General features: G+C 74.4%; 22 protein-coding genes. 10 read left to right on the forward strand and 12 right to left on the reverse strand.

Annotated features, from left to right (window positions below; translation table 11 throughout):
- Positions 1 to 91 precede the first annotated feature (91 nt).
- The 6 genes from rpsI to AC5L34_RS01765 form a co-directional block, all read right to left on the reverse strand.
- Complete coding sequence (rpsI, locus tag AC5L34_RS01740) at positions 92 to 556, reverse strand: 30S ribosomal protein S9 (protein WP_088998399.1); 465 nt, start codon at positions 554 to 556, stop codon at positions 92 to 94.
- 20 nt (positions 557 to 576) lie between these two features.
- Positions 577 to 1,020, reverse strand: coding sequence for a 50S ribosomal protein L13 (gene rplM, locus AC5L34_RS01745; RefSeq protein ID WP_088998398.1), 444 nt, complete (start codon positions 1,018 to 1,020; stop codon positions 577 to 579).
- 192 nt (positions 1,021 to 1,212) lie between these two features.
- Positions 1,213 to 2,598: an MFS transporter gene (locus AC5L34_RS01750; protein ID WP_441175531.1), complete on the reverse strand. Its 1,386-nt coding sequence runs from the start codon at positions 2,596 to 2,598 to the stop codon at positions 1,213 to 1,215.
- Between the two features lie 124 nt (positions 2,599 to 2,722).
- Positions 2,723 to 3,016 (reverse strand): type II toxin-antitoxin system PemK/MazF family toxin, encoded by a 294-nt coding sequence (locus tag AC5L34_RS01755; RefSeq protein ID WP_088998396.1) that lies wholly within the window; start codon positions 3,014 to 3,016, stop codon positions 2,723 to 2,725.
- Positions 3,006 to 3,263 (reverse strand): DUF6364 family protein, encoded by a 258-nt coding sequence (locus AC5L34_RS01760; RefSeq protein ID WP_088998395.1) that lies wholly within the window; start codon positions 3,261 to 3,263, stop codon positions 3,006 to 3,008. The genes AC5L34_RS01755 and AC5L34_RS01760 overlap by 11 nt, the downstream gene beginning before the upstream one ends.
- Before the next feature lie 51 nt (positions 3,264 to 3,314).
- Complete coding sequence (locus tag AC5L34_RS01765; RefSeq protein WP_441175530.1) at positions 3,315 to 4,010, reverse strand: class I SAM-dependent methyltransferase; 696 nt, start codon at positions 4,008 to 4,010, stop codon at positions 3,315 to 3,317.
- Between the two features lie 147 nt (positions 4,011 to 4,157).
- Here AC5L34_RS01765 and AC5L34_RS01770 point away from each other — a divergent pair, with 147 nt between their 5' ends.
- From AC5L34_RS01770 to AC5L34_RS01790, 5 genes are all read left to right on the forward strand, one after another.
- Entirely contained in the window at positions 4,158 to 6,281 is a 2,124-nt protein-coding gene (locus tag AC5L34_RS01770) for a molybdopterin oxidoreductase family protein (protein ID WP_494823673.1), read from the forward strand.
- Between the two features lie 37 nt (positions 6,282 to 6,318).
- Positions 6,319 to 7,758, forward strand: coding sequence for an FAD-dependent oxidoreductase (locus AC5L34_RS01775; protein ID WP_494823674.1), 1,440 nt, complete (start codon positions 6,319 to 6,321; stop codon positions 7,756 to 7,758).
- A 76-nt stretch (positions 7,759 to 7,834) separates the two neighbouring features.
- The gene (nirB, locus tag AC5L34_RS01780) at positions 7,835 to 10,354 is read left to right on the forward strand and encodes a nitrite reductase large subunit NirB (RefSeq protein WP_441175527.1); all 2,520 of its coding nucleotides are present in this window, start codon (positions 7,835 to 7,837) and stop codon (positions 10,352 to 10,354) included.
- Between the two features lie 34 nt (positions 10,355 to 10,388).
- Entirely contained in the window at positions 10,389 to 10,742 is a 354-nt protein-coding gene (nirD, locus tag AC5L34_RS01785) for a nitrite reductase small subunit NirD (protein ID WP_396869379.1), read from the forward strand.
- Complete coding sequence (locus AC5L34_RS01790; RefSeq protein ID WP_441175526.1) at positions 10,743 to 11,831, forward strand: uroporphyrinogen-III synthase; 1,089 nt, start codon at positions 10,743 to 10,745, stop codon at positions 11,829 to 11,831. It begins immediately after the preceding gene.
- A 28-nt stretch (positions 11,832 to 11,859) separates the two neighbouring features.
- On the opposite strand, the gene AC5L34_RS01795 is transcribed toward AC5L34_RS01790, so the two are convergent.
- The 4 genes from AC5L34_RS01795 to AC5L34_RS01810 all read right to left on the reverse strand — a co-directional run bounded on the left by AC5L34_RS01795 (position 11,860) and on the right by AC5L34_RS01810 (position 16,502).
- Complete coding sequence (locus AC5L34_RS01795; RefSeq protein WP_088998389.1) at positions 11,860 to 12,483, reverse strand: GTP-binding protein; 624 nt, start codon at positions 12,481 to 12,483, stop codon at positions 11,860 to 11,862.
- Positions 12,464 to 12,829: a DUF742 domain-containing protein gene (locus AC5L34_RS01800; RefSeq protein WP_363894328.1), complete on the reverse strand. Its 366-nt coding sequence runs from the start codon at positions 12,827 to 12,829 to the stop codon at positions 12,464 to 12,466. Before AC5L34_RS01800 ends, AC5L34_RS01795 begins: the two co-directional genes overlap by 20 nt.
- Before the next feature lie 89 nt (positions 12,830 to 12,918).
- Positions 12,919 to 13,326, reverse strand: a complete 408-nt coding sequence (locus tag AC5L34_RS01805; RefSeq protein WP_067359650.1) for a roadblock/LC7 domain-containing protein — start codon at positions 13,324 to 13,326, stop codon at positions 12,919 to 12,921.
- Positions 13,323 to 16,502 (reverse strand): sensor histidine kinase, encoded by a 3,180-nt coding sequence (locus tag AC5L34_RS01810; protein ID WP_494823675.1) that lies wholly within the window; start codon positions 16,500 to 16,502, stop codon positions 13,323 to 13,325. Before AC5L34_RS01810 ends, AC5L34_RS01805 begins: the two co-directional genes overlap by 4 nt.
- Positions 16,503 to 16,947: 445 nt before the next feature.
- Between AC5L34_RS01810 and AC5L34_RS01815 the strand changes: the two genes are divergently transcribed.
- Positions 16,948 to 18,129, forward strand: coding sequence for an ABC transporter substrate-binding protein (locus AC5L34_RS01815; protein ID WP_441175524.1), 1,182 nt, complete (start codon positions 16,948 to 16,950; stop codon positions 18,127 to 18,129).
- A 57-nt stretch (positions 18,130 to 18,186) separates the two neighbouring features.
- On the opposite strand, the gene AC5L34_RS01820 is transcribed toward AC5L34_RS01815, so the two are convergent.
- Positions 18,187 to 19,032, reverse strand: a complete 846-nt coding sequence (locus tag AC5L34_RS01820) for an ABC transporter permease (RefSeq protein WP_494823676.1) — start codon at positions 19,030 to 19,032, stop codon at positions 18,187 to 18,189.
- Between the two features lie 97 nt (positions 19,033 to 19,129).
- Positions 19,130 to 20,161 carry an ABC transporter substrate-binding protein gene (locus tag AC5L34_RS01825; RefSeq protein ID WP_441175522.1) on the reverse strand — a complete coding sequence of 344 codons (1,032 nt, stop codon included), beginning with the start codon at positions 20,159 to 20,161 and terminating at the stop codon, positions 19,130 to 19,132.
- Between the two features lie 269 nt (positions 20,162 to 20,430).
- On the opposite strand from AC5L34_RS01825, the gene AC5L34_RS01830 reads away from it, so the two are divergent.
- The 4 genes from AC5L34_RS01830 to AC5L34_RS01845 all read left to right on the forward strand — a co-directional run bounded on the left by AC5L34_RS01830 (position 20,431) and on the right by AC5L34_RS01845 (position 25,012).
- Positions 20,431 to 21,216 carry an ABC transporter ATP-binding protein gene (locus tag AC5L34_RS01830; protein WP_441175521.1) on the forward strand — a complete coding sequence of 262 codons (786 nt, stop codon included), beginning with the start codon at positions 20,431 to 20,433 and terminating at the stop codon, positions 21,214 to 21,216.
- A 2-nt stretch (positions 21,217 to 21,218) separates the two neighbouring features.
- A complete protein-coding gene (locus AC5L34_RS01835) occupies positions 21,219 to 22,169 on the forward strand; it encodes an LLM class F420-dependent oxidoreductase (protein WP_441175775.1) in 951 nt (316 codons plus the stop codon).
- Positions 22,166 to 22,468 (forward strand): cupin domain-containing protein, encoded by a 303-nt coding sequence (locus AC5L34_RS01840; protein ID WP_088998381.1) that lies wholly within the window; start codon positions 22,166 to 22,168, stop codon positions 22,466 to 22,468. The genes AC5L34_RS01835 and AC5L34_RS01840 overlap by 4 nt, the downstream gene beginning before the upstream one ends.
- A 75-nt stretch (positions 22,469 to 22,543) precedes the next feature.
- Positions 22,544 to 25,012 carry a hypothetical protein gene (locus AC5L34_RS01845; protein ID WP_494823677.1) on the forward strand — a complete coding sequence of 823 codons (2,469 nt, stop codon included), beginning with the start codon at positions 22,544 to 22,546 and terminating at the stop codon, positions 25,010 to 25,012.
- Positions 25,013 to 25,054 lie beyond the last annotated feature (42 nt).

The following is a 25,054-nucleotide window of genomic DNA, read 5'->3' on the forward strand; positions in this document are numbered from 1 at the left end:
AACGGTCCAGGAAAGGCGAACGGCCGGGCCACCTCCCATCCAGGGGAGGTGAACCCGGCCGTTCGTCAGAAGTACAACGTGCAGCTGTTGATCAGCGCTTCGAGTACTGGGGAGCCTTGCGGGCCTTCTTGAGGCCGTACTTCTTGCTTTCCTTGACCCGGGCGTCCCGGGTGAGGAAGCCGGCCTTCTTCAGCGCCGGGCGGTCGTCCGGCTCGTTGACGATCAGGGCCCGGGCGATGGCGAGCCGCAGCGCGCCGGCCTGACCGGTGGTGCCGCCGCCACGCAGGTTGGCGATGACGTCGAACGCCTCCGGCTTCTCGGCGGTGACCAGCGGGTCCTTGATGAGCTGCTGGTGCACCTTGCTCGGGAAGTAGGCCTCGAGGTCACGGCCGTTGCAGGTGATCTTGCCGCTGCCGGGGACGATGCGCACCCGGACGATGGCCTCCTTGCGCCGACCCACGGTCTGGATCGGGCGGTCACCACGCGGCGCGCGGGCGACGGGCGCCGGCGCCTCGGTGGCCTCGGGGGCGACCTCGGTCTCGGTGATGTCGGTCATGCTGTTTCCTTCGCCCGCGCTCACTGCGCGATCTGCTTGATCTCGAACGGCACCGGCTGCTGCGCGCCGTGCGGGTGCTCGGCACCGGCGTAGACCTTCAGCTTCTTGATGAGCTGACGGCCGAGCTTGTTGTGCGGGAGCATGCCCTTGACGGCCAGCTCGATGGCCCGCTCGGGACGCTTGGTCAGCAGCTCGTCGTAGCCGACCTGCTTCAGACCACCCGGGTAGCCGGAGTGGCGGTAGGCGACCTTGGTGTGGCGCTTGTTGCCGGTCAGCGCGACCTTGCCCGCGTTCACGATGACGACGAAGTCGCCCGTGTCGACGTGCGGCGCGAAAGTCGGCTTGTGCTTGCCGCGCAGCAGCGTGGCGGCGTGGGTGGCCAGGCGGCCCAGCACGACATCAGAGGCGTCGATGACGTGCCACTGACGCTCGATCTCACCCGGCTTCGGGCTGTACGTACGCACAGGTATACCTTGTCTCGTCGTCGGTCTGGGGTCGCGCGCCGAGGTTACCGGGCGCGCACGAACGACCAAGCGTACCTCAGGCGGCACGCCTCTGGATGTCGTACAACAGCAGGCAACGATACCCGCCGCCCCGTCGGCAGGTCAAAACGGGGTACCGCCCCCGCCTGGCCCTCCGAGGATACCCGGCGGGGCTCACTCCCCGGCCGGCCGGTGGGCTCCCGGCCGCAGATAGACCAGCCACGTCACCGCGAGGCAGACCGCGTACGCGGCGATGAAGGCGACGTACGCCGCGTCCGCGCTGCCCCGGGTCAGGAACGACTGCCGGAAGGCGACGTTCACCAGCACCCCGCCGGAGGCCCCGACCGCCCCGGCGACACCGATGAGCGAGCCGGTCATCCGCACGGCCCAGCGCTGCGCCGGGGCCGCCTCCCGCCGACCGGCCGCCACGTCGGCCGTCGCGCGGGCCCGGAAGATCGCCGGGATCATCTTGTACGTCGAGCCGTTGCCGATGCCGGAGAAGACGAAGAGCGACAGGAAGCCGAGCAGGTAGAGCCCGAACGACCGCTCGCGGGCGGCGTACAGCACCAGCGAGGCGCCGGCCGCCATCGCGACGAAGTTCCAGAAGGTCACCCGGGCCCCGCCGAGGCGGTCGGCGAGGTGCCCGCCGACCGGCCGGACCAGCGAACCGATCAGCGGGCCGAGGAAGGTCAGCCAGACGGCGTCGGCCGGGGTCGGGAAGCGCTCGGCGAACTGGAGCTGGAGCACCTGGCCGAAGGCGAAGCCGAAGCCGATGAACGAGCCGAAGGTGCCGACGTAGAGCAGCGACATGATCCAGGTGTGCGGATCGCGGGCGGCCTCGCGCAGCGCGCCGGGCTCGTTGCGCGCCCCCGGGACGTCGTCCAGCCAGCGCGCCGCGGCGAGCGCGGCCAGCACGATCAGCGGCAGGTAGACCGCCGGCACCAGGCGGGGGTACGCGGCGCCCGCCGTCGCCAGCACCGCCAGGCCGACCAGTTGCACCGCCGGCACGCCGAGGTTCCCGCCACCGGCGTTGAGCCCGAGGGCCCGGCCCTTGAGCCAAGACGGGTAGAAGAGGTTGATGTTCGCCATCGAGGAGGCGAAGTTGCCCCCGCCCACGCCGGTCAGGCAGGCCAGCACCATCAGGGTGGAGTAGGAGACGCCGGGCTCCAGCAGCACCGTCATCGGCACGGCCGGGACGAGCAGCAGCAGCGCGCTGACGATCGTCCAGGTCCGTCCGCCGAAGCGCGCCACGGCCAGCGTGTAGGGCAGCCGCAGCGCCGCCCCGAGGGCGGCCGGCACGGCGGTGAGCAGGAACTTGCCCGCCGGGTCGATGCCGTACTCGGGGCCGAGGAAGAGCACCGTGACGGACCAGAGGCTCCACACGGAGAAGCCGACGTGCTCGGCGAAGATCGAGACCCAGAGGTTGCGGCGGGCGATCGGCGCCCCGGTCGTACGCCAGAAGTCCGGGTCCTCGGGCCGCCAGTCGTCGATGCGGCGCCGGCGGCCGGCGGCCGGCGGGGCGGCCTCGGCCAGGGGTGCGGTGGGGGCCAGTGTGCTCACGGCGACTCCTCCTCGTCGGTGTGACCTGGAGGAACGCTAGGAACCGTGGATTACCCGACCGTGCCCGTCGCGGGTCGGGCCGGAAACGGAGACCGCACCGCGGGCGGGTGCGGCCCGTGAGATGTCAGAGCTCCTGGAGGATACGCAGCGCCCGACCGACCCGGAGCATGGTCTCGGTGTCGGCGACGTCCACGCACTCCGTGAACCACTTCTTCATCGGCGAGGAGAGCCGGTCGGGCATCACCACGTACGCGCCCATCCGCACCGCCAGGGGCGAGTCGCGCAGCAGCGCCTCCTCGACCACCTCGGCCACGATCACGATCGGCACGTCGGTGGAGTTGTAGACGTCGGAGCTGATCACCAGCCCGAGCCGTTCCCGGGCGCCGTCGATGCGCCAGACCTCGCCCCTACGCAGCACGCGGGCGCCCGCCGAAGAGCACGTCGTCGACCATGCCCACCTCGCGGGCGTCGGCGAGGGCGGCGGCTTCGAGGTCGAGACCGGCCCGGCCGACGGCGGCGGCGTGCGCGGTGAAGACCTCGCGCAGCGCCTTCTCGCGGGCCGCCTGGTCCATCCACGCCGAGAGGGAGAGCCCTTCGCGTTTGGCGAACCGCCGGGCCTCCTCGATCGTCTCGTCCGAGAACGACAGGGTCACCTTGGCAGTCATGCCGAGCAGACTACCCAGCGGTATGACCGGCAGTCATCCCGCCGCGGCCCGCTATTCGCGCCGGCCGCCGAACACGGCAAACCGCCACTGCTTGAAGAAGCAGTCGACGTCGACCAGGCCCGCCTCGGCGAGCCAGCGGCACTGCGCGTCGACCGGGGCCGGCCGGTCGTACGCCATCCGGCCCTCGGCGGCGGCGATCTCGTCGGCGTCGGAGCCCAGCGCGGCGACCTGCCCCAGCCACACCTCGTGGTAGCGCCGGTCCAGCGCGGCCGTGGGGCCGGCGACCTGCTCGGCGTTGACGAAGACGCCGCCGGGCGCCAGCGCCGCCGGCACCCGGCGGTAGAGCGCGCGCTTACCGGCGTCGTCGAGGTGGTGCACGGCCAGCGCGCTGACCACCGCGTCGTAGCGGCCGGCCGGCAGCGGGTCGGCCAGGTCGGCCAGGACCGTCCGGTGGGCCACCCCGCGGGCGCGCAGGTGGTCGGCGGCGACGGCGAGCATGGCCGGCGCGGCGTCGACCAGGGTCAGCCGGGCCCCGGGCACCGCCGCGGCGAGCAGCAGCGACAGCAGCCCGGTGCCCGCGCCCAGGTCCAGCACCTCGGGGGTACGCCCCGCGGCGAGCGCGGCGCGCAACGGTGGCGCGGCCACCTCGACGGCGGTGCCGTAGAAGGCGTCGAAGCAGGGCACCAGGCGACGGCGGGCCTCGTCGTAGCTGCCGGCCACCGCGTCGAAGACCTCGGCCACGTCCATCGTGTCTCCCGAAATATAGGACTGATTTCCCAGATTGTAGACCCCCGCGAGCCGATCCGCCGCCCCCGTGCGGTGTGAGCGGCTCTTGACAGGACCGAAACAAACGGGACCCGGACCGGAAATCGCCCCCCGGCACGCTTTGCCGACATGACAGACGGTGCACACGCGGCGACCGGACCGGGGCGCACGCCCCGGGAGGTGGCGACGCACTGCCCGTACTGCGCCCTCCAGTGCGGGATGACGCTGCGCGAGGAGCCCGACCGGGTGACGGTGCTCCCCCGGCGGTTCCCCACCAACCGGGGCGGCCTCTGCCAGAAGGGCTGGACCGCCGCCGAACTGCTCGACCACCCTGAGCGGCTGACCACCCCGCTGCTGCGGGACCCGACCGGGGGCGGCCTGCGCCCGGCGAGCTGGGACGCCGCCCTCGATCGGATCGTCACCGGCCTGCGCGCCGTCCAGGAGGGACACGGCCGCGACGCGGTGGCCGTCTTCGGCGGCGGCGGGCTCACCAACGAGAAGGCGTACGCGCTGGGCAGGTTCGCCCGGGTGGCGCTGCGCACGAAGCACATCGACTACAACGGACGGTTCTGCATGTCCTCGGCGGCGGCGGCCGGCACGCGCGCCTTCGGCATCGACCGGGGACTGCCGTTCCCCCTGGCCGACCTCGGCCGGGCCGACACGCTGCTGCTCGTCGGCGCAAACCCGGCGGAGACCATGCCCCCGCTCGTGCGCTGGCTCACCGAGCAGCGCGAACGCGGCGGCCGGCTGATCGTGGTCGACCCCCGGGTCACCGCCACCGCCCGGCTGGCCGACCTGCACCTACAACCCCTGCCGGGCACCGACCTGGCGGTGGCGAACGCGCTGCTGCACATCGCGCTCACCGAGGGCTGGATCGACAGGGAGTACGTGGCCGACCGCACCACCGGCTTCGAGGCGGTCCGCCGGAGCGTGGCCGGCTGGTGGCCGGCCCGCGCCGAGGCGCTCTCCGGGGTGCCGGTGGCCGACCTGGAGGCGACCGCCCGGGCCCTCGGCACCGCCGGACGCGTGATCATCCTGACCGCGCGCGGCGCCGAGCAGCACGCCAAGGGCGTCGACACCGTCACCGGCTTCGTCAACCTGGCGCTCGCCCTCGGGCTGCCCGGACGCCCCGGCTCCGGCTACGGCTGCCTCACCGGACAGGGCAACGGACAGGGCGGCCGGGAGCACGGGCAGAAGGCCGACCAGCTCCCCGGCTACCGCAGGATCGACGACCCGGCCGCCCGGGAACACGTCGCCGGGGTCTGGGGGGTGCCGGCCGAGGACCTGCCCGGGCCGGGCGTGCCGGCGTACGAGCTGCTGGAGTCGCTGGGCACGCCCGCCGGGCCGAAGGCGCTGCTGGTCTTCGGCTCGAATCCGGTGGTCTCCGCGCCCCGGGCGGCCCGGATCGAGGGCCGGCTACGGGACCTCGACCTGCTGGTGGTCGCCGACTTCCTGCTCTCCGAGACGGCCGCGCTGGCCGACGTGGTGCTGCCCACCGCCCAGTGGGCCGAGGAGGACGGCACGATGACCAACCTGGAGGGCCGGGTGCTGCGCCGCCGCGCCCTGCGTACGCCGCCGCCGGAGGTCCGTACGGACCTGGAGATCCTCGCCGACCTGACCGCCCGCCTCCGGGATGGTGCCGGCGGCGCGGACGCCAGCGACCCGCGGGTCGTGTTCGCGGAGCTGCGGCGGGCCTCGGCCGGCGGGACCGCCGACTACGCCGGGGTGAGCTGGGAGCGGATCGACGCGCACGACGGCGTCTTCTGGCCCTGCCCGGCCGAGGACGCCCCGGACACCCCCCGGCTCTTCGCCGACCGCTTCGCCACCCCGGACGGGCGGGCCCGCTTCCACGCCGTCGAACACCGGCCGGCGGCCGAGGAGGTGTGCGCCGAGTATCCGCTGCACTTCACTACCGGCCGGGTGCTCGCCCAGTACCAGTCGGGCACCCAGACCCGCCGGGTCGCCGCCCTGCGCCGGGCCGCCCCGGACGCCTTCGTCGAGCTGCACCCCGACCTGGCCGGGCGGCTCGGCATCGGCGACGGCGAGCCGGTGCGGGTGGTCTCGCGCCGGGGTGAGCTGCGCGCGCCGGCCCGGCTCAGCACCGCCATCCGGCCGGACACCGTCTTCGCGCCGTTCCACTGGGGTGGCGCCGCGCGGGCCAACTCGGTCACCAACGACGCCGTCGACCCGGTCTCCGGGATGCCGGAGTTCAAGATCTGCGCCGTCCGGCTGGAAAGGGTGGACGCACCATGAGCGAGCGAACCGTCCCGCAGAGCCCGGTAGCGCGGCCATGACCGAGCGGGTCGTGATCGTCGGCAACGGGATGGCGGGCTCCCGGCTGGCCGGCGAGCTGCACGCCCGGGGCGGGGACCGCAAGGTCACCGTGCTCGGCGCGGAGCCGCACCGGGCGTACAACCGGATCATGCTCTCCACGCTGCTGGCGGGCCGGATCGGCGAGGCGGACGTGGAGCTGGCCGAGGCCGCCGGGCAGGGCGTCGACCTGCGCAGCGGGGTGGCCGTCACCGCCGTCGACCGCGCCGCCGCGACCGTCCACACCGACGACGGCGACCGCGTCGCGTACGACCATCTGGTGCTCGCCACCGGCAGCCGGGCCGTCGTACCCCCGCTGCCGGGGCTGGCCGGGCCCGGGCTGCCGGAGCGGGTGGTGCCGTTCCGCACCCTCGACGACTGCCGGCGGATCCTCGCCGTGGCCGACGGCGCGCGCAGCGCCCTGGTGCTCGGCGGCGGGCTGCTCGGGCTGGAGGCGGCCCGCGGGCTCGCCGCCCGGGGTTTGGCCGTCGGGGTGGTGCACCCGGTGCCGTACCTGATGGAACGGCAGCTCGACCCGGCCGGCGCGGCCGTGCTGGCCGACACCCTCGCCGGCCTCGGGGTGACCACCCACCTGGCCGTGTCGGCCACGGAGGTGGTCGCGGACGCCGACGGGGTACGCCTCGACCTGGCCGACGGCCGCTCGCTCGCCGCCGACCTGCTGGTCCTCTCCTGCGGGGTACGCCCCGACACCGCCCTCGCCGCCTCGGCGGGGCTGGCCGTCGAGCGGGGCGTGCTGGTCGACGACCGGCTGCGCACCAGCGACCCGCGGATCTCGGCGATCGGCGACTGCGCCCAGCACGACGGTGCCCTCACCGGGCTGGTCGCCCCGGCCTGGGCGCAGGCCCGGGTGGTGGCGCAGCTGCTCACCGGGGAGGACCCGGGCGCCCGCTACCGGCCCCGGCCTGCGGTGACCCGGCTCAAGGCGGCCGGCATCGACCTCGCCGCCATGGGCGACCCGGGCGACGGCGGGACCGGCGAGGAGCTGACCTTCGCCGACCCGGCCCGGGGCACGTACGCCCGGCTGCGCATCCGCGACGAGCGGCTGACCGCCGCGATCCTGCTCGGCGACAACCCGGCGGTCGGCACGGTCATCCAGCTCTTCGACCGGGGCCAGCCGGTGCCGGCCGACCGGCGTTCCCTGCTACTCGGCCGGTCGTTCGGCGCGGCGACAGCAGCGCCGGCCGCCACCCCGGCGCTGATGCCGGACGCGGCGACCGTCTGCCGGTGCAACGACGTCAGCAAGGGGGCGCTGGTGGGTTGCTGGCGCTCCGGGGCCCGGACGGTCGACGCCGTGGTCGCCGCGACCCGGGCCGGTACGGGATGCGGCGGCTGCCGGGACGCCGTCGCCGGCATCGTCGACTGGTTGTCCGAGGTGGAATCGGTGGAGGTGGCGCGATGAGCGAGCGGAGCGAGCGAATCAGCAGGCTCAGTGCGACGGTGCCTCATGACGGCACGCAGCGGAGCGGAGTGCCGTCATGAACGGTGGCCGGTTGGTGGTCGTCGGCAACGGGATGGTCGGGCAGCGCTTCGTCGACGCGCTGCGCGCCCGCGACCCGCAGGGGCGGTGGCGGGTCACCGTGCTCGCCGAGGAGAACCGCCCGGCGTACGACCGGGTGCGGCTCTCGGCCTTCTTCGACGGGGTCGGCGCCGAGGAGCTGAACCTGCACACCCCCGACGACGGGGTGGAACTGCGCCTGGGCGAGCCGGCCACGGAGATCGACCGCGAGCGGCGGCTGGTCCGTACGGCGGCCGGCGAGCACCCGTACGACGCCCTGGTGCTGGCCACCGGCTCGTCCGCGTTCGTGCCGCCGGTGGCCGGCGCGACCCTGCCCGGGGTCTTCGTCTACCGCACGCTGGACGACCTGGCGGCGATCCGGGAGTACGCGCGGGGCCGGCGCACCGGCGCGGTCGTCGGCGGCGGGCTGCTCGGGCTGGAGGCGGCGAACGCGCTGCGGCTGCTCGGGCTCGACACCGCCGTGGTGGAGTTCGCGCCCCGGCTGATGCCCGTGCAGGTCGACACGGCCGGCGGCGCTATGCTGCGCCGCTACGTCGACGAACTGGGCGTGGCGACCCACCTGGGCGTCGCCACCACCGCGCTGCGGCCCGGGCCCGACGGCGCGGTCGCCGGGCTGGAGCTGGCCGACGGGACCGTCGTCGACGCCGACCTGGTGGTGGTCGCCGCCGGCATCCGTCCCCGCGACGAGCTGGCCCGGGCGGCCGCTCTCGCCCTGGGCCCGCGCGGCGGGGTGCTGGTCGACGACGCCTGCCGCAGCGCCGACGCGCGGATCTGGGCGGTCGGCGAGTGTGCCGCCGTCGACGGCGTCTGCCACGGCCTGGTCGCCCCCGGGTACGCGATGGCCGAGGTGGTCGCCGACCGGCTGGTCGGCGGGGCGGCCACCTTCCCCGGCGCGGACACCGCCACGAAGCTGAAGCTGCTCGGCGTGGACGTGGCCTCGTTCGGCGACGCGCACGGCACCACGCCGGGCTGCCTCGACGTGACGTTCACCGACCCGGCCACCCGGGTCTACGCCAAGCTGGTCCTCTCCGACGACGCGCAGACCCTGCTCGGCGGGGTGCTGGTCGGCGACGCGAGCGCCTACCCGACGCTGCGGGCCAGCGTCGGCGGCCCGCTGCCCGCTCCCCCGCTGGCGCTGCTCGCCCCCGCCGGCGCGCCGGGGGCGGGCGCGGGGGCGCTGCCCGCCGCCGCCCAGGTGTGCTCCTGCAACGCGGTGACCCGCGCCGACATCGACGACGCGATCGCCGGTGGCTGCGCGGACGTGCCGGCGCTGAAGGCGTGCACCCGGGCGGGTACGAGCTGCGGCTCCTGCGTGCCGATGCTCAAGCAGCTCCTCGACGCCGCCGGGGTGCGGCAGTCCACCGCGCTCTGCGAGCACTTCGACGCCAGCCGGCAGGAGCTGTTCGACATCGTCCGGGTGCGCGGCATCCGTACCTTCTCGCAGCTCGTCGCCGAGCACGGCCGGGGTCGCGGCTGCGACATCTGCAAACCGGTGGTCGCCTCGATCCTCGCCTCGCTGGGCACCGGGCACGTGCTGGACGGCGAGCAGGCGTCGTTGCAGGACACCAACGACCACTTCCTGGCCAACCTGCAACGCGACGGCAGCTACTCGGTGGTGCCCCGGATCCCGGGCGGGGAGATCACCCCGGAGAAGCTCATCGTGATCGGCGAGGTGGCCCGCGACTTCGGGCTCTACACGAAGATCACGGGCGGGCAGCGGATCGACCTGTTCGGGGCCCGGGTCGAGCAGCTTCCGCAGATCTGGCGGCGGCTGGTCGACGCCGGCTTCGAGTCCGGCCACGCGTACGGCAAGGCGCTGCGCACGGTGAAGTCCTGCGTCGGCGAGACGTGGTGCCGGTACGGGGTGCAGGACTCGGTCGGGCTGGCCGTCGCCCTGGAGCTGCGCTACCGGGGGCTGCGCGCCCCACACAAGATCAAGTCGGCGGTGTCGGGCTGCGCCCGCGAGTGCGCCGAGGCACGCAGCAAGGACTTCGGCGTCATCGCCACCGAGACCGGCTGGAACCTCTACGTCGGCGGCAACGGCGGCTTCCGGCCCCGGCACGCCGACCTCTTCGCCACCGACCTGTCGACGGAGGCGCTGGTCCGGCTGATCGACAGGTTCCTGATGTACTACGTCCGCACCGCCGACCGGCTGCAACGCACCGCCGCCTGGATCGAGGCGATGGAGGGCGGGCTGGAGCACCTGCGCGCCGTCGTCGTGGACGACTCGCTCGGCCTGTGCGCCGAACTCGACGCCGCGATGGCCCGGCACGTCGAGTCGTACTCCGACGAGTGGCGCGACGTGCTGGAGGACCCCGTACGACTGCGCCGGTTCGCCTCCTTCGTCAACGCCCCCGACGTGCCCGACCCGTCGATCACGTTCGCGCTGGAGCGGGGCCAACCCGTCCCGGCGGGCCGTACGCCGGCCGACGGGGTCCGCCAACCGGTCGCGCTCGGCATGCCGGAGCTACGGCGATGACCACCACGACGCCCGGACTGCTGGAGGTACGGCGATGACCATCACGATGACGACGACGCGCACCTGGGCGCCGGTCTGCCCGCTCGACCGGCTGGAGCCGGAGCGGGGCGTCGCCGCGCTCGTCGACGGCGTGCAGGTGGCCCTGTTCCGCACCGCCGACGGGCTCTTCGCCATCGACAACCTCGACCCCGTCGCCGGCGCGTACGTGCTGTCGCGCGGGATCGTCGGTAGCCGGGGCGGGGTGCCGACGGTCGCGTCGCCGCTGCACAAGCAGGTGTACGACCTGCGTACCGGCGCGTGCCTAGACCTGCCCGGCGTCGCCGTGCCCCGGCACGACGTGCGCTGCCGGGACGGCCTGGTCGAGGTGCGGCTGCGACGGGAGGGGTGAATGCGCGACGAACTGGCCGGCTTCACCATCGGGGTGACCGCCGACCGACGACGGGACGAACTCGCCGCGCTGCTGCAACGGCGGGGCGCCCGGGTGGTGATCGCCCCGGCTCTGCGGATCGTGCCGCTGGCCGACGACACCGACCTGCGTGAGGCCACCCGGGCCTGCCTGGACCGGCCCCCGGACGTCCTCATGGCCAACACCGGCATCGGGATGCGCGGCTGGCTGGAGGCGGCCGAGGGCTGGGGGCTGGCCGAGCCGCTGCGCGGCGTGCTCGCCGACGCGTACGTGGTGGCCCGGGGTCCCAAGGCGCGCGGGGCCATCCGGGCCGCCGGCCTGCACGACCAGTGGTCGCCCGACTCGGAGAGCTGCGACGAGGTGGTCGCGCACCTGTGCCGGCGCGGGGTGGCCGGGCAGGTGGTCGCCATGCAGCTACACGGCGAGCGGCAGCCGGAGTGCACGCTGGCGCTGGAGGCGGCCGGGGCGACCGTGATCGAGGTGCCCGTCTACCGGTGGGCGCCGCCGACCGACCCGGCCCCGCTGCACCGCCTGATCGACCTGGTCGCCGGCCGGCTCGTCGACGCGGTCACCTTCACCTCGGCCCCGGCGGCCGAGGCGCTGCTGCGCGCCGCCGGGGACCGCTGCGACGCGGTGCTCGACGCGTTCCGGGGCGACGTGCTCGCCAGCTGCGTGGGCGCGGTCACCGCGGAGCCGCTGCTGCGGCGCGGGGTGCCGGTCAGCGCGCCGGCCAGGGCCCGCCTGGGCGCCCTGGTCCGGACCATCGTCGACGAGCTGCCGCGCCGGACGGTCACCCTGAAGGTGGCCGGTCACCTGCTCACGCTGCGCGGGCACGCCGCCGTGGTGGACGGGGAGCTGCGCCCGCTCGCGCCGGCGCCGATGGCGGTGCTGCGGGCGCTGTGCGGCTCGCCGGGTCGGGTGCTGTCCCGGACGGCCCTGCTGCGCACGCTGCCGCGCGGCGCGGACGAGCACGCCGTGGAGATGGCGGTGGCCCGGCTGCGCGCCGGGTTGCGCGCGCCCCGCGTGGTGCAGACGGTCGTCAAGCGCGGCTACCGTCTCCGGGTCGACTGACGCGACCCGGAGACGGTGGCCGTCCCGTTCAGCCGACCGGCGCCGGGTAGCCCCGGCCGTGCTCGGCCTCCAGGCGGAGCATGGCGTGCTCCACGACGGTCACGAGCACCTGCTTGACGGCGTCCCGGTGCCGGGCGTCGGTCAGCACCAGCGGCACGTCCGGCGAGATGGCCAGCGCCTCGCGGACCTCCTCCAGCTCGTACTGCGGCGCGCCGTCGAAACGGTTCAACGCCACGACGTACGGCAGCCGGCGGTTCTCGAAGTAGTCGAGCGGCGCGAAGGCGTCGGTGATCCGGCGGGTGTCGACCAGCACGGCCGCCCCCACCGCGCCCTTGATGATCTCGTCCCACATGAACCAGAACCGGGTCTGACCCGGCGTGCCGAAGAGGTACAGGATCAGGTCCTCGGCCATGGTGATCCGGCCGAAGTCCATGGCGACCGTGGTGGTCTGCTTCCCCGGCACCTTGGACGGGTCGTCGATGCCGACGCCGGCCGCGGTCATCACCGCCTCGGTTCTCAGCGGGGTGATCTCCGAGATCGCGCCGACCAGCGTCGTCTTGCCCACGCCGAAGCCGCCCGCGACCACGATCTTCGCGGAGATGATTCCCCGGTTTCGGCGGGCCCCGGCGGGGTCATAGCCTGCGAAGTCCACTTAGCACCCTTCCAAGGATTTCCATCCGCTCCTCGAACCCCTCGGCGGGAGCGGCAGTGTGTAGCGTCAGCAGGCTCTCGGCCACCATGTCGGCGACCAGCACCCGGGTGACGCCCAGCGGCATCCGGGTGTACGCGGAGATCTCGGCCAGCGACTGTGCCCGGCCCTCGCAGACGGTGGCGATGCGGTGCTTGTCGTGCCCCGCGAAGCGGGCCTCCGCGGCCTGGGTCGCGTTGGCCGTCAGGACCGCCTCCAGGGCGATGTCCATCCGGGCCTCGGTCCGGCCGCGGGTGACCGCGTACGGCCGTACCAGCGCACCACGTGGGTCCACGCGCCGTTGGTCCATTGACGATCACCTCCTCTCCCGGCCGGGCCCCTGGTCGGGCACCGGATCTTCTCGTTCCTGGCGACGTACGGCCCGCACGTCGCGTCCCGCTAGGACCGCACCGCGTCCCGGGGCAGCGGCACCAGCGCCGCACCGACCCGCTCGACCAGCAGCGCCATCTCGTAGCCCACCTGACCGACGTCGCAGCTGCGGGCCGCCAGCACGGCCATCGACGAGCCGTCGCTGATCGACATCAGGAACAGGTAGCCGCTGTCCATCTCGATGACCGTCTGGAGCACGCCGCCGGCGCTGAACATCCGGGCGGCGCCCTCGGTCAGGCTGACGACGCCCGAGGTGATCGCGGCGAGCTGGTCCGCCCGGTCCGCGGGCAGGTCCCGCGAGGAGGCGAGCAGCAGCCCGTCGGCGGACACCGCCACCACGTGGGCGATTCCCGCCACGCTGTCGGCGAAGTTGGTGAGCAACCAACTCATGTCCTGCATGGCCGCTGGCCTGTTCATCGACTCGTCTCCTTGGTCGAGGTGCTGTTCTGGTCCGTGCCGGCCGCCCGGCCGCGCTGCACGCCGCGGTGGTAGGCCGACAACAGGCCCCGAACTTCGTCCGGGGTACGCCGGCTGCGGTCGCGGCCGCCCCGGGGCTCGATCCCGCCCGGCACGAGCTGTGCCTGCGGCTGCCGCTTGGGCAGCCCCGAGCGGGTGGTGCCGGCGGTGGCGGGGGCCGCCGCCCGGCTGGCCCGGGACCAGCCCTCGTCTGCCGCCGTCCGCCAGGCTTCCGTGTCGGCTGCGGGCGCCGCCGGCGGCGGGTCCGCGACCGGCGCCGCAGGCGGGGTGGGGGGCGCCGCGGGAGGCGCCGCGGGGGGTGTGTCCGGCGTGGTGGGCCGCGCCGCGGCCGGCGGGGTGTACGACGGCGGTGCCGGCTGCGCGGTCGGCGCGGTCGGCGCGGTGGTGTCGGTGCTGCCCGGCGTACGCGTGGGCAGCCGCGGCGCGCGGGGCGCCGGTGCCGGCTGGGCGGCTGCCGGCGCGGCCGCGCTCGGCGCTGCGGTGCTCGGCGCTCCGCCGGCCTGCTGCGCGGCGGGCGACTGGCTGAAGTCCGGGCGGGTGAAGATGGCCGTGGCGTCGTTACCGTGCGACCGGAACCACACCGCCTCCATCTCCCGGAAGATCGGCGCCTCGGCCGGCAGCTCGGGGCGCGGGGTGATCGGCGCGGCCGGGGCGGGGGCGAGCGGAGCCGTGGCGGCCAGGTTGGCCCCGAGGCCACGGCCGGTGCCCTGGTCGGAGCCGGCGAGGCCCGCCGACAGCCCGGCGGTGGCCGGCGAGCCGGCGATCGGGCCCACCGGCAGCCCGGGCGCACCCGGGGCCGCAGCCTCCCCGCCGGGGACGCGCTTGGGCAGCGCCTCGACCGTGGGGTACGCGACGGTCGGCGTGCCGACCGAGACGCCGCCGAAGGCCGGCCGGGCCGGGGGCGCCGGCGGGGCGGGCGGCGGTGCCGCCGGCAGGCCACCTGCCTGAACCGGGGCCATGGTGTCCCGCGCCTGCTCCGGGGCCTGCCACGGCGCCGGGGCGGCGGAGCGCCACTGGTCGGTCAGGGTGGCCGAGGCGGTACGCCCGGCGCCGGCCGGCTCGGCGAGGCCGGCCGGGGTGAGCGGGTTCTGCTCGACCGCGAGCGGCTGCCGGGGCCGGGTGATCTGCTGGTCCCGGCTGTGCACGGGCGGCAGCACGACCGTCGCGGCGGGCAGCGTCACCTGGGCGACGGTGCCGCCCTCCACGTTGCGGCGCAGCTCCACCCGGATGCCGTAGCGGGAGGCCAGCCGGCTGACCACGGCCAGACCCATGAGCCGGAACGCCGCGACGTCGACGCTCGGCGGGGCGGCCAGTCGCCGGTTGAGCGAGTCGAGCTGGTCGTCGGTCAGGCCGAGACCCCGGTCCTCGACCTGGATGAGGACGTAGTCGCGGATCCGGCGGCCGTCGGCGACCACGGTGGTGGTCGGCGGCGAGAAGCGGGTGGCGTTGTCGAGCAGCTCGGCGACGAGGCGGACCACGTCGTTGACGGCGTGCGCGGCGACCGAGATGTCGGTGTCGACGGTGCCGAACTCGATGCGGTTGTAGAGCTCCACCTCGGACTGCGCGGCCCGCAGCACGTCCACCAGCAGGGCGTCGTCGCGGCGCGGCACGGCGGAGTCGGCGCCGGCCAGGACGAGCAGGTTCTCGTCGTTGCGGCGCATCCGGGTGGCCAGGTGGTCCAGCTCGAAGAGCTGCGCGAGCCGCTTCGGGTCCTCCTCGCCGCGCTCGATCGCGTCGAGCTCACCGATCATGCGGTCGACCAGGGTCTGACTGCGCCGGGCGAGGTTGAGGAACATCGCCGAGACGCTGGTACGCAGCGCGGCCTGCTCGGCCGCCACCCGGACCGCCTCGCGGTGCACGACGTTGAAGGCGAGCGCCACCTGGCCCACCTCGTCGCGGTTGTTGAGCTGGATCGGGTCGCGTACCTCCCGGACGATCTCCTCGACGCCGCCGTCGCCGACGTTGCCGACGTTCTGCAGCCGCTTGACCGCGTCCGGCAGGTCGTGGTTCGCCACCGAGAGGGCGCCCTCCCGCAGCCGGCGCAGCGAGTGGTTGAGCGAGCGGGCCAGCACCACGGCGAGGGTCACGGCGACGATGAGGGTGAGCAGCACCAGCGCCGTCTCGATGACGGCCTGCCGGATGACGTCCGAGCGGGCCTGGTCGGCCTGGCTGAGCAGCCGGTCCTGGAGCCGGATCTCGGCCCACCGCATCAGGTCGTTGACGGCGCCGATGGCGGCGGTGGCGTCCTGGGCGGTCACCAGGGAGGGCTGCCCGACCGAGCGGGTGATGTCGGCGGCCACCCGGTCGGCGAGGGTGACCGCGTCGCCGGAGACCGTGCTCTCGACCAGGGCCCGCTGGGTCGGGTCGGCGGCGAGGGTGAAGGCGCCCAGCGCCTCCTGCTGGCTGGTCAGCGTGGCGACGAAGGAGGAGAACTGCTCCTCGTCGAGCCGGCCGCCGAGGAGGGCGGTGAAGGCGACCGACTGCTCCTCGGCGACGGCCGCCTTGGCGCGGGCGAACGCGGCGACCGCGCGCCGGGCGTCCGCGAGCCGCTCGTCGCCGGGCAGCTGGGCCAGCCCGTCGCCGTACGCGACCAGGTCGGTGATGATGACGCCGTAGCGCAGGGCCGCCTCGGCGACCGCCATCTGCTGGCGGTCCAGCACCTCCTGCCGGGTGGCGGCGAGCGTCTCCAGGTGCTCGTCGATGGTCGCCAGCCGCTCGCGTACGGCGGACGGCAGGTCACCGATCCGACCGCGCTCGGCCCGGTACGCCGCGACCCGCTCGTCGGTGCTGCGCACCCGCAGGTTGTAGGCGTCGGCCTTCTGCTGGGGGGTCGACAGGAAGGCGGCGGCGGCCATCCGCTCGGCGTGCAGGTCCTGCGTCAGGGCGGAGACGTCGATGGAGAGCGCGGTCAGCGCCCGGGCCTGGTTGGCGTCGAAGGTGTTCTCGCCGACGGCGACGAGTCGGACCGTCGCCAGCGCGAGCACCGCGGCGAGCGGCACGACCAGGATCAGCGCGAGCTTGGAGCGGATCCGCACGTCGCGGAGCCGGGGCAGCCGACGCCGCTTCGGCTGATCGGTGTCGCCACTCGCGGGCAGGGTCGTCGGTCCGGTGCTCACGACATCGCCTCCGTCGTTTCTTCCACGCCTGCCCCGCCGACTCGCGCCCGGTGCAGCGGACTGCGCCACACGCGGCACGGCCGCGATTTCATCAGAAGTGATCCTGTTTGGGAAGCCGCAGCGGGGTAGGAAACGGTCGGAGGGCACGCATCCCGTGATCCGGTCAACTAATACCTTCAATTCTCCATGCCCGTGAACAGGGCATGTAACTCCAGAGTGGTCATCCGTGTCGTATTAGTAAGCGTTTGCAAACTTCCCGTTGCCCCACCATGTGGGATACGCGTCCCGAAACGCTTCAGACGCTCCGCTTGACCGCAGGGCCCGGCGTTGGCAAGGTTTTGCAGGCTTCGCGCACACCGTACGGCAGACCGATCCCGTTCCTCTACTGAGGACGGACAACCCGGCGGTGACCGGGTATCGCCCGGGCCGCATCTGGAGGACTGAGTTGAGCCCCATCCGCTCCGCGACCGCCGCGGCGCTCGCATCGGCCGTGCTGGCCACCACGCTCACCGGCTGCCAGTTCGGGGCGGACGAGCAGGACACCAGTCCCATCGTCATCGCCGCGGACCTCGAACTCTCCGGCGCCGCCGCGCCGGTCGGCAAGGCGTACCAGCGGGCGCTGGAACTGAAGGTCGAGCAGCTGAACTCCTCCGGTGCGCTGAACGGCCGGAAGGTCGAGCTGAGGGTGAAGGACAACCGGTCGGACGCGAGCGAGTCGCTGCGCAACATCGGTGACTTCAGCGCTGATTCCCAAGTCAGCGCCATCATCATGGGCGGCTGCAACGAATGCGCCGTCGGTGCCGTACGCACCATCAACGAGAAGCGAATTCCCACCATTGCGCTCGCCGCGTCCAGCGCCGTGTCCACCCCGGTCGCCGAACGGCGGTACGTGTTCAAGCTCTCGCCGAACGCGGCCGACAGCGCCGCCGCCCTCGCCGGCGAGATGCGCCGCAAGGGCGTACGCAAGGCGGGCGTGCTGCACAGCGACGACGCCTATGGCCGTGAGGGGTTGACCGCGCTGCGCGCCGAGTTCGCGAAGGCCGGCGTCAAGCTGGTGCGCGAGGAGGCCGTACGCACCACCGACACCGAGGTCGGCCAGCAGGTCAAGGACCTGATCGCGAAGAAGCCGGACGCGCTGGTCGTCTGGACCCCGGCGGAGCAGGCGACGCTGGCCGCCACCGCCGCGCAGCAGGCCAAGTTCGAGGGCGGCCTCTTCTTCGACGCGGCGGCGGCCGGCGACCTCTTCCTCGGTGCCGCGTCCCGGGCGACCGAACGCGCCACGCTGGTCTTCACCCAGACCATGGTGATCGACGACGTGATCGCCACGACCCCGGCGAAGGCGGCCCGCCGGCAGTGGTTCCAGGACTACACCGCCCGCTTCGGCAGCTACAACGGCTCCTCGTCGTTCGCCGCCGACGCGGTGCAGCTCATCGCCGACGCCGAACTGCGCGCGGGCGGCGAGCCCGGCGAGGTCGACCGCGACGGCATCCGGGACGTGCTGGAGACGACCCAGTTGGACGGTCTCTCCGGGCCGATCCGGATGACCCCGGACAACCACTCCGGCCTGATGCCGCAGGCCCTCACCACCCTGGTCGCGCGCAACGGGCGCTGGCGCCTCGCGAGCTGACCGGCCGGTGTGGCCCGCCGGAGGACGGCGGGCCACACCGGCGGTTGGCCGAACGGGTCAGCGGGCCGAGGTGGTGGCGCGCACCCACGGCAGGGCGAGCCGCTCGACCAGGGACAGCGCGCTGTAGAGCAGGATGCTCATCAGCGCGATCAGCACGATCGCCGCCCAGGCGGTCGCGGTGTCCCCGATGCCGTTGTACTGCAGGATCTGGTAGCCCAGCCCCGGCTTGTCCGAATAGAACTCGCCGATCACCGCGCCGATCGCGGCCAGCGGCATCGCCACCTTGAGCCCGACGAAGATCTGCGGCAGCGCGGCGGGGAGACGCACCTTGCGGAAGGCCTGCCACCACGAGGCGTTCAGCGACCGGGCCAGCTCGGCCAGGTCGTTCGGGGTGGTGGTGAGGCCGGTCGCCGTGGAGAGCACGACCGGGAAGAAACAGAGCAGGAACACCATGGTCAGGATCGGCTTCGTGCCCCAGCCGACCGAGACCACCAGCAGCGGGCCCAGGGCGATCTTCGGCACCGCGTTGACCGCCACCAGCAGCGGCGCGAACATCCGCTCGACCCGCCGGGACCCGGCCAGGGCCATCCCGATCAGCACCCCGGCAACCGCCGACAGCAGGAAGCCGACCACCGTCATCGTGGTGGTCACGCCCAGCGCCGGCAGCAGCACGTCGATCCCCGCCACCATCGCCTGCCACACCGACTGCGGCGGGGGCAGCGCTACCGGGTGCACCAGTTGCAGGCCGGACGTGACCAGCCACCAGGCGGCCAGCGTGATCACGGCCCCGAGCAGCGGCAGCCCGACGGCCGCGGGGCGTACGCCGGACCGGCGCGGGGGTGCGCCGGCACCCGTGGGCTTCTTCCCGACGTGGCCGGACCGGGTAGCGGTCGTCTCCGTCACGGGTTCTCCTCTCCTGCCGGCCGGGCCGGCACGCGACGGGGGTGCGGCCGCCGGGTCGCCCCGGCGGACCGCACCCCCGTGCCGTGGTCGGCGTCCGTCAGGCCTTCGGCGCGAGGCTGAAGTCGATGATCTGGTCGGGGGTGATGTTCTGCTTGAGCGCGCCGGCGCCCTGGAGGATCGCGATGCTCTTGGCGACCCGGCCGCTGTCCAGCGTGCCGAGCTGGGTGCCGGAGTTGCTGGAGCGCACGTAGCCGGCCATGAGCTGGAGCTCGGCGGCGGCCGCGGCGGGGTTGGCGGCGTCGACGTTCTTCTTCAGCAGCTCACCCGCCTCCTGCGGGTTGGTCAGCGCGTACTCCAGGCCCTTCATCAGGGCCGCGGTGAACCGCTTGACCATCTCCGGCTTCTCCTTGGCGATCTTGGCGGAGGTGATCAGCACATTGCCGTAGAGGTCCTGCATCACGTTGCTGTAGGGCAGCATGACGGCCTTCTGCTTGGTCACCGTCTCGATCGTGGGCTGGCCGACGACGAACTGGCCGATGCCGTCCACCGTGCCGGAGCCCAGCATGCCCATCAGGGCCTGCGCCTGACCGGGTACCCAGGTCACCTTGCTCGCGTCCACGCCGGCCAGCCGGGCGTACGTCGGGAAGAGGTTGCGGACGACGGAGCCCTCGGTGTCGGCGAGCTTCTTGCCCTCCAGGTCCTTCGGCGACGCGATGCCCTTGCCCTCGACGGTGGCGATGGCGGCCATGGTGCGCTGCTGGATCGCGGCGACCGCGACGAAGTCCTTGGCCGCGCCGTTGCCGAACTGGAGCAGACCGCCGGTGAGGTCGATCGGGCCGAACTGGGCCTGCCCGCCGACGATTGTCCCGATCACGGCGTTGGTGCCCTGACCCGGCTTGATGTCGACGTCGAACCCGGCCTCCTTGAAGAAGCCCTTCTCCTTCGCGACCCAGGCGTAGGAGTCACGGCCGAAGTTGCCGAACGAGGTGAGGTAGGTCACCTTCTCCAACGCCGTGCCGTTGCCGCTCTTGGCGTCGGCGCCGGAGTCCGAGTCGCCGCTGCACCCGGAGACCAGGGCAAGGGCGGTGGCCAGCGCAGCGGCAGCGACCGTACGGGTCAGCCTTCTCATCAGTGCACCATGTCCTTTCCGACCGGAGCGGCGCGCCGCCACCGGAGGGGGTTGTCTAGGTGGGCCGGCCGAGGGGTTGGGCCGACACCAACCGTCGTGAGGGGACTCTTAGCGGGGGACAGCGTACGAGAAACCGACCCCGACAATGCCAGGCGTATGGGTTTCGTTACGGAAAAATCCTCGCGTCCACCCCGGACGACGTGCAGTCCACACGGGCCGGTTACCCTGGGCCGCGACTGCTGATCGCCCACTCAGGGAGGCCGCCGGAGATGATCCAGCTTTCCGGGGTGTCCCGCACCTTCGACGGCCGCAGCGGCCGCGTCGAGGCGCTGCGCGGCATCGACCTCGACGTCGCCACTGGCGAGTTCGTCGCCGTACTCGGCCGCTCCGGTTGCGGCAAGTCCACGCTGCTGCGCCTGATCGCCGGCCTGCTCCCGGTCAGCGACGGCAGCATCACCGTGGCCGGTACGCCGATCACCAAGCCGCGTCCGGACATCGCGATGCTCTTCCAGCGGCCGGCCCTGCTCCCCTGGCGCACGGTCCTGGACAACGTCCTGCTCCCCGTGGAGATCTTCGGCTGGAAGCGGGCCAAGCACCGCGACCGGGCCCGGGAGCTGCTGGACCTCGCCGGGCTGGCCGGCTTCGAGAAGCGGCTGCCGCACGAACTCTCCGGTGGCATGCAGCAGCGGGTGTCGCTGTGCCGGTCGCTGATCGGCGAGCCCCGGGTGATGCTGATGGACGAGCCGTTCTCCGCGCTCGACGCGCTGACCCGCGAGGAGCTCTCCGGCGAGCTGCAGCGCGTACACATGACCTCCGGGGCCACCATCGTGTTCGTCACCCACTCGATCGACGAGGCGGTGCTGCTGGCCGACCGGGTGGTCGTCCTCAGCCCCCGCCCCGGCCGGATCCGCAAGGTGGTCGACGTGAACATCCCGCGACCGCGCACCCTGGGCCGCAACGCGCACCTGGCCGACGTCGCCCGAGTCAGCGCCGACCTGCACGAACTCCTCATGGAGCGGGACCTGCCGGCGACCGCCGGCGCGGAAGGACGATGAGCATGCGGGTCACCGTCTTCACCGAGCCGCACCGGGGCGCCAGCTACGACGACCAGCTCCGCTTCGCCCGGCTGGCCGAGGACGGCGGCTTCGAGGGCTTCCTCCGCGCCGACCACTACCAGGCGATGGGCGACGAACCGGCCCTGCCCGGCCCGACCGACGCCTGGCTCACGCTGGCCGCGCTCGCCCGCGAGACCAGCCGGATCCGGCTCGGCACCCTGGTCACCTCCGCCACCTTCCGGCCGCCCGGCCCGCTGGCCGTGATGGTGGCCCAGGTGGACCAGATGAGCGGCGGCCGCGTCGAACTCGGCATCGGCGCCGGCTGGTACGAGCGGGAGCACACCTCCTACGGCATCCCGTTCCCGGCCGTCGGCGAACGCTTCGACCGGCTGGCCGAGCAGCTGGAGATCGTCACCGGGCTGTGGCGGACGCCGCCGGGCGAGACGTACAGCTTCACCGGCGACCACTACCGGCTGGTCCAGGCCCCCGCCCTGCCGAAGCCGGTGCAGGTGCCCGGCCCGCCGATCATCGTCGGCGGTCGCGGCCCGAAGCGCACCCCCGAACTCGCCGCCCGGTACGCCGACGAGTTCAACATGCCGTTCAAGACCGTAACGGAGACCGCCGCCGCGTACGAGCGGGTGCGGGAGGCCTGCGACCGGACCGGCCGGGCCGAGTCGGGACGCGCCCCGCTCACCCTCTCCGCCGGGATCGTGGTGGCGATCGGCCGCACCGACGCCGAGGCACAGCGCCGCGCCGCCCCGCTGCACGTCAAGAGCGCGTTGCCGCCGGAGGACCCGGTGGTCGGCTCGCCCGCGCAGCTCGTCGACCGGATCGGCGAGTTCGCCGCGATCGGCGCCACCCGCGTGCACCTGCGGCTGATCGACCTCGCCGACCTCGACCACCTGGAGCTCATCGCCGCCGAGGTGCTCCCCCGACTGAACGGAAGCCGATGACCGACGCGCACCTCGAACTCGGGCCGGTGGGCCAGGAGATCGTGTACGAGAACGACCGGGTCCGGGTCTGGCACATCCGCCTGGAGCCGGGCGAGCGGCAGCCGCTGCACCGGCACGACCACCCGTACCTCGTGGTGGCGATCCAGGGGGCGAAGAACGTCGTGCAGACGATCGACGGCACCCTCATCGACGCCGACGAGCCGACCGGCGGGGTCGTCTACCGGGACCCGGGCGCGGTGCACATGCTGACCAATGTGGGCGACACGACGTACCTGGCCCGGCTGGTCGAGCTGAAGTAACCGCCGGCCGGCGGGTCACCCCCGCTCGCGGCGCGCCGGTGGCGGCCTGGTCAACAGGTGCGTAACGTGCCGGACATGGCCTTTCGGACCTGGGGCAGACTGCTGCTCACCGCGCTCGGGGTGAGCCTGCTGGCCGGGGCCGGTCAGCTCGGCATCGCCTTCGGCTTCGGCATCGTCCGGCTCACCGGCACCTTCACCGGCACCACCGTCAACCAGTGGCCGGCCCAGCTCGTCTGGGCGGGCTGGTTCGCCGCCAACGCCGCCGTGGTGGGCGCGGTGCTCACCGAGCGCCTGGCCCGCCGGGACGGAGGGCTGGCCGGCACCGGGCGCCTGCTCGCCGTCGCCGGCGCCGCCGCACTGGGCGCCACCGTCGTCGCGCCGCTGTGCATGCAGCCCGCCCGGGCGGCCGAACTCGTTTCGGTGGACCCCGTCTGGGCCGTCGGCATCTGCGCCGTCCTCGGTGCGGTGGTCGGTGCGGGCGCCGCCCTCGCCGTACTGCTCCAGCCGCCGGTGGGATGGAACATGGCGGCCGTCGCGGGCGCCGTCTGGCTGCTGGCCCTGATCTCGGTGACGCCGTCGCTGCTGTCGACCGGGCCACTGGAGACCGTACGCCTCGGGGTGCTGGAGCCGGCGTCGCTCGACGCCGGCACGGCGCAGCGGCTGGCCCTGGTCGTCCTGCCGCTGGTGGCCCTGCTGGCCGGCGCCGCGACCGGCGGGCTGGCCCGGTGGCGCGGCCACCCGCCGCTCGTCAGCGGCGCGACGGGAGTGGCGGGGCCGGTGCTGGTCGCGTTCGCCTACCTGACCGCCGGTCCCGGCGACACCGCCGACCGCTACCAGCTCACGCCGTACTACGCGGCACTGCTCGCGGTGGCCGCCGGCGCCCTCGGGTCGGCCGCCGCCGCGCTGCTGCGCTGGCCGCTGGTCGCCCGCACCGCCCCCACCGGAGCCATCGAGCCGACCGACATCCTGCGTCCGTTGCCGGCCGGTCCGGCCCTGCCGCACGCCCCGGCGTCCGCCGCCGGGGACGAGCCGGAGACGGTCGACCTGGCCGGCGCCACCCTGGCCACCACCGACCGGGCCTGCGGTACGGACTCCGGCGCGGTCACCACCGCCACCGGCGAGGGCCGGGAGCCCCGGACCGTCCCCCCGCACTGGGACTGGCCCGCCGAGGGCGGAATCGCCCCGGCCCCCGCCGCCCGGACGGGCGCGGATCCGCAGTGGACGGTCGGCCCCCCGGCCGAGGCTCCGGCCACAGCCGGGCGCCCGGTCGAACCGGAGCCCGCCCGTACGCCGGACGCCCCGGCGGCCCCGTCCGTCCCGGCCACCGCCGAAGCGACACCCACCGCCGAAGCGTCACCCGCCTTCGAGGCGCCCTCCGTCCTTGCGGCGTCGACGGCCGCCGAGGCGACCCCCGCCGGGCAGCCCCTCGGGGAGGCGACGCTTGCCGAACGCCCGGCCGGGGGGACCACTCCCCCGGCACAGCCGGCCGAGGCCCCGACGCCAGCCGCGCAGCCGGCCGAGGGGTCCACGCCCGTCGCGCAGCCGGCCGAGGGGTCCACGCCCGCCGCGCAGCCGGCCGAGGGGTCCACGCCCGCCGCGCAGCCGGCCGAGGGGTCCACGCCCGCCGCGCAGCCGGCCGAGGGGTCCACGCCCGCCGCGCAGCCGGCCGAGGGGTCCACGCCCGCCGCGCAGCCGGCCGAGGGGTCCACGCCCGCCGGCCAGCCGGCCGGAGCGGTCGCCGGGCAGCTGGCCACGGCGAGCGCGCCCAAGCCCCGCCGTACCCGCAAGCCCCGGTCCACGCGCCAGGTCGCCCCCGCGGCGGCATCCGAAGCTGCGGACCCGACGCCCACCGCCGAGACCCCGACCCCCGGGACCGGGGACCCGACGCCCGCCACTCCGGACCCGACGCCCACCGCTGCGGACCCGACGCCCACCACTCCGGGTCCGACGCCCGCCGCTGCGGACCCGACGCCCGGGGACGCGGACCCGACGACCGCCGCCCGGGACGCCCCCGCGAACGCGGACACCGCCGCCAACAGCACGACGGTCCCCGCTGCCGGCGCCGCGCCGCCGCCCGTCCCCGCGTGGCCGGTACCGCCCCGACTCCAGGCCGACACGGCCGAGGTGGCCCGGCCCGCCATCGAACCCGCCTCCGAGAGCACGCCGCGCCCCCGCCACCGGGCCCCGATGCCCGACCTGGCCCGCGCCGCGAGCTGGGAGGCGCTCGCCACCGCGCGCCGGGGCGGCCCTGCCCCGGCGTCCGCCGACACCACCCCCACGAACGGCGCCGCCGCCACCGGGGCGGAGGCGTCGCCCGGATCCGAGCCCACCGGGCGGGGACGGAGCCGGCTGGGCCTGTTCCGCCGCAACCGGTCCCGGGCCGAGGAGGCCCCGGCCGAACAGGAGCCCGAGCCGCTGCCGGCGCAGGACGAGGAGTACGTGGACTGGGTCACCGGCCTGAGCAGGCCGGTGCCGGACAACGAGCCCGAGCAGGAGAACGGTCGGCGGTCGTTGCGCTCCACCGGCCGCCACCACCGCGACTGACCCGACCGACGACGCCCGCCCCGCCCGGAGGACCGAGCAGGG

The sequence above is a fragment of the Micromonospora sp. ZG13 genome (assembly GCF_059359355.1).